Raw genomic sequence first — 4,936 nt, 5'->3', positions numbered from 1 at the left:
AAAAAAGAGGAAGTCTCCGATATGAGCTTCCTCTTTTTTATTTATCCGGCTTCCCGGATCTTTTTCAGAAATTCCTCCACCGGGAGCGGTCTGGAAAAATAATATCCCTGAATCATATCCACGCCCCACGCTTCCAGAAGTTCCACCTCTTCCTGCTCTTCTACTCCTTCTGCCACGATCGCATATCCCTGTTGCCGGAGAATCGTTACAATGTTACGATAAAACTCTCCTGCTACCTTATGCTGACGGATACCATTTAACATGGAGCGATCCATCTTGATACACTGGAACGGCAATTTCAGTACCGCATTCAAGTTGGCATACCCGGAACCAAAATCATCCATGCACAGGCCTATACCATCTTTTACAAAGACTTCCACCGCCTCATACACCTCTTCTTTGTATTCTGTCGCAACGGTCTCTGTGATCTCAAACTGAAAAAACGACGGCTCCAATCCATGTTCCCGGATAATTTCCAGCAATCGTCCGACATATCCTTTCTTCAGAAGCTGAGCCGGTGAAAGATTGTACTTAATATTTTTCAGCTGCTGCATGATTTCCGGACATTTTTGGACCATCCGGCACACTTTTCGGAACTGCTGCAGGCCAATCTCATTGATTTGTCCATTCTGCTCAGCAATCCGTATAAATATTTCCGGAGATATCGGTCCGAGACCAGGGTGATGCAGCCGGCTGAGTGCTTCTGCCGTAACAAATCTCTTTTCCCTGATCGAATAAACCGGCTGATAATATACTTCAAACAAATCTTCTTCTATCGCTCTGTAAAGATATGCTTCAATTGTTTTTTGCCGGAGAAATCCGTGCTTTACGTATTCGTCCCCCCGGACCAGCAATGTTTCCTGAGTTCTCGGAACTAGTGCCGTCAGATATCCTACATAATTCAGGAGATTTTCACTGCCAAGCTGATTCCCGTATGGTATTCCGCAGATTGCTGCTGAAAACAGAATTTCTTCCCCTTCCATGGCAATCGGATGAGAAAAATACTGCAGCAGCTTCTGCAATACTGCTTCGTATTCTTCAAAAGAGTACATTCCGATCAGTATCCTTTTCCCACTGATTCTGTAAACATAGGGACTTTCCGTAAACTCCCGTATCTGCCCTGCTATCTTTTTCAAAAAACGATCTGTCCATGGAACCCCGTAAATGGTATTCAGCTGTTTCAGCTGCCGGAGATCAACAACTGCCACATGAATATCCCGTTTGCGTCTGCACTGTTCTTCTGCCCACTCCTGAAAACATTGCATATCCAAAAGTCCTGTCAGATTATCGGTATACACATACGGGTTCTGAAAAGCAAGCAGCAGGACCATCAGACAAAGTGCTATAGCAAATCCGGTCAGCAGAACTTCCTGATAAACTCCCTGCAACAGCACACAGCTGACCATAATAAAAAGAATTTCCCAGATTATACCAAATTTTCGTTTTCCCAGTTTCTGATAATTCCGGATGCTTTCCCCACCGATCACCAGACCATACCAGACAGCCTGCATATACATCATAAGATACAGCGGCCCCCTGATATATGCTCCGTTCGCTGTGACAGAAAATAAAAGACCGGTCTGAAAATTACCCATGACCAGCACCGTAAGCACCACGGTTGGCAAAAGCAACAGACAACGTATCCCCGATAATTTTTCTTCCACTGCCCCTCCTGCCAGTGCCAGTGTATACAGATAAAGAACCGGTGGAATCAGCAGCTGGCACAGATAAAACAGCAATAAAATCACATAAAGCATTCTGGCGAATTCCGGACGACTGTTGTCAATAACAACTGTACTGACCATATCCAGTAGAATATCTCCGATTCCAAGCATCATAAAAATCTGAAATGTTTTTTCTGTCTTGTTACCTGCATACTGTCGTTGTTTCATAAAATGATGCCATAAGACAATCAGAAAGATCAGTGCTGCCACTAAAAAATCCATATTATATCTCATAGCGGGTACCTTCCTCTTGTACTTCTTCTCTTTTGTACCAGCCCTTATTGCTGTACATATTCTGATCAGCCTCGAACTTCCAGTCACTGATACTCTTTCTCATCCCCCGACTGTCCTGTAACCAGCTGAATCCCCGGGCTACTGACAGCTTCTGGTCATTGGAACGATTATATTCTTCTACCGCTGCATCCAGTCTGCGGGAAAGTTCTTCTTCGGATATTTTTATTTCCGGAAGAATCGCGCAAAACTCGTCTCCTCCTATCCGAAAACAATATCCGAGACTTCCATACGCTTTCTGGATACTCTGTGCTGCTCCAATCAGAAGTTCATCTCCGGCTCCGTGTCCATAAATATCATTTATCTGTTTCAGATGATTCATATCCATAAATATCAGCACTGCATTTTTCCAATTACAGATACCATCTTCAAGATCCTCTAAAATTTTTTCATAGGAGTACCGGTTTTTCATACCGGTCATCTGATCTTCCTGTGCCAGTTTTTTATATACCTCTGCTTCCGTCCGGAAACGCATATTTTCCACCATAGTCTTGCCAAGGCCCCACAGAAGAACAGATACAAAAACGACAATTCCCGCTTCGAAAATCAGATCGTATCCGGTAATTCCGAAAAACCAGTATAACACCAGGGTTCCCACGCCGACAAAGGCCAGAACACCGAATGCCATGAGGATCGAATATATCTGCCTGTTTTTCACTGCCTTGTATTCCCGGTATAAAAGAACACTCAGAAGGATACATCCACCCACAAGAAGCAGATGAGTAATCATCAGCATGTTGATAAGCTGAATATGGAACCAGTAGGTGCAGATACTTTGCAAAATCACATTCAGATAAAACAGAGCAATCAGCACCGATATGCTTTTATACTTCTGCATTCCTTCTGTCTCCCGCACAAACCGGATAACCGGAACACTCATAAGCATAAACGCATAAAAAGATATTTCATTGATCGCCGGTGAATAATGACTCAGATACTGCATCAGCGAAGAGTCTGTCACGCACCAGATGCCACATAAGAGCAGAAACAATCCCACATTGGCAAACCGTCGTTCTGTCATTTTCCGTGCACGAAGATACGCATAGATTCCGATTGCGAAAATACCCAGTACCAGCATACCCAGAACGATCACAAACACAGGCGCCGCATTCATGATCTGAAATCTGAAAATAGCTTCGCTGCTCCCCATATATACCGGTGTCAGTTTACACACTCCACTTTCCGGCACAGTATACAGAAAGCACAGCTGACTGCTTTTGTGTAACGCCGGCAATGTCACGCGGCATTCCAGTTTTCTTGCCATCTGCAGGTTTCTTTTAAATCCGTAATCGCGATACTGATAAATTGTTTTTCCATCCATCTGGATCTGCAGGTGATATGGTGCTCCCCAGGTGAGAAGAACCATATCTCTGTTCTCATCCGTCACTGTATCGTTATATAATTCCAGTACTGTTCCCGGATCTTCCTGAAGTGTTGTCGGAAGAGTCACTTCTGTTCTTTCCCCGTCTTTCAGATAATACCATCCATCGCTCAGATTCCGGATTTTCTGAGTTTCCCCTCTTCCAGTCATCTCTGTTTCTTTTCCAATTACCAGAATCATCAGAACAAACATCAGAAACAGACATGCCGGAAAGATTCTCTTTTTTTGCATATATTTTTGCATCTTTCCCCTCTCCATAGAACAAAGTATGTACCTTGGCACATTCTCGCGCCTGCGTCGGTCGCTTGCGGAATCTACCTTATACGTCGCAGTGTGCATCCTCGCGGAGCGTTTTTTACTTACAGGAACGCAATTTCCTGTGAAGCGAAAAAACCCCCTGAATCACATCTCTGGATTCAGGGGATTTTCATCCGTATATGTAACTAGTATTCCCCATTCACGACACGACGCTCAGCGATCAAAATCTGTCTCAAAAACTCCTTCCGGTGTCTTCATCGTCAGAATTCCCAGATTAAAGTTATCATCAGAAACAGTGATATGATACTCAAATACCACATCTTCCTCAAATTTGGAAAGTACCAGATACGTTCCGTTTTCTTTTCCTTCGATCTGATCACAGATATCATCATAGACCCGTTCCCCGGATATTTCTCTCGGATATCCGGAAGCTTTAATTTTTTCTTCGATTGCCTGATATAATTCTTCCATGCTTTTTCTCCATCTTTTGCTAGAGCGTGTCTGAAAAAGGCTCTAGATTGCCATCATCCATGCCTGTTCCAGATCAGGATCTTTAATCTTTTGTTCCTGCATCATGCAGAAAATTGTCTTCCAGTAATGTTTTTTCACTTCATCGCAGATTTTTTCCGGGTTGCCTTCCTTACAGGCTTTCAGAATCGCAATATGATTGTCGTACTGGTTTGCCATAATCTTTTCTTTTTCATTTACCAGTTCGTACCCTGCCAGCAGATTTCCATAGTACAGTTCTTTCCACGCTTTGGCAAGTCTCGGAAGTCCGGACATCAACACCAGCTGCTCATGAAAACAGTTGTCGTATTCAAAAACGCTCTCGAACTCTTCTGTTGAAATTTTTCTCATTCGCTCCAGAATCTCTTCCATTTTCTGTATCGTTTCCCCTGGTATTTTCCCGTTCAGAAACCGCACGCTGACGGCCTCATAGTTGGTACGAAGCAGATATACTTCATAGGAATCCCAGAAAGAAAATGTCCGCACGGAACATCCTACATTTCTGGTATACTCTACGATTCCTTCGTTTTCCAGCTGGCGCAGTGCTTCCCTGATTGGCCCCCGGCTGGTCTGGAATTCGTGTGCCAGTTCCATTTCCACGATCCGCTCCCCAGGGTGTATCTGATGATTCATGATCTTGGTCCGGATTGCATTCACTACACTTTCTCTTAATGTTTGGTATAATAATTCGCTCATGTATCTTCCTGTCTTACTTTATTATCTTACCACGAAATATTTTATCTGAATTTCCGGGCACTGTAAAGTATTTCTTTTC

The 4,936-nt window shown here is 43.6% G+C and carries 4 protein-coding genes; all 4 read right to left on the bottom strand.

From position 1 onward, the window contains the following. Positions 1-41: 41 nt before the first annotated feature. Complete coding sequence (locus tag MSA64_RS04655; RefSeq protein WP_287890781.1) at positions 42-1,958, bottom strand: GGDEF domain-containing phosphodiesterase; 1,917 nt, start codon at positions 1,956-1,958, stop codon at positions 42-44. Continuing rightward, on the bottom strand, positions 1,948-3,639 hold the full coding sequence (locus MSA64_RS04650; RefSeq protein ID WP_205840001.1) for a sensor domain-containing diguanylate cyclase: 1,692 nt from the start codon (positions 3,637-3,639) through the stop codon (positions 1,948-1,950). Before MSA64_RS04650 ends, MSA64_RS04655 begins: the two co-directional genes overlap by 11 nt. 228 nt (positions 3,640-3,867) lie before the next feature. After that, positions 3,868-4,125, bottom strand: coding sequence for a hypothetical protein (locus MSA64_RS04645; RefSeq protein ID WP_118567808.1), 258 nt, complete (start codon positions 4,123-4,125; stop codon positions 3,868-3,870). Positions 4,126-4,167: 42 nt separating this feature from the next. After that, positions 4,168-4,857, bottom strand: coding sequence for a GntR family transcriptional regulator (locus tag MSA64_RS04640; RefSeq protein ID WP_154431844.1), 690 nt, complete (start codon positions 4,855-4,857; stop codon positions 4,168-4,170). Positions 4,858-4,936: the final 79 nt, after the last annotated feature.

Source organism: Oliverpabstia sp. (assembly GCF_022785585.1).
GTDB classification, from domain to species: Bacteria; Bacillota; Clostridia; order Lachnospirales; family Lachnospiraceae; genus Oliverpabstia; species Oliverpabstia intestinalis.
Note: the sequence above shows the minus strand (reverse complement) of the source record. Positions and strands in the feature narration are given on the sequence as shown.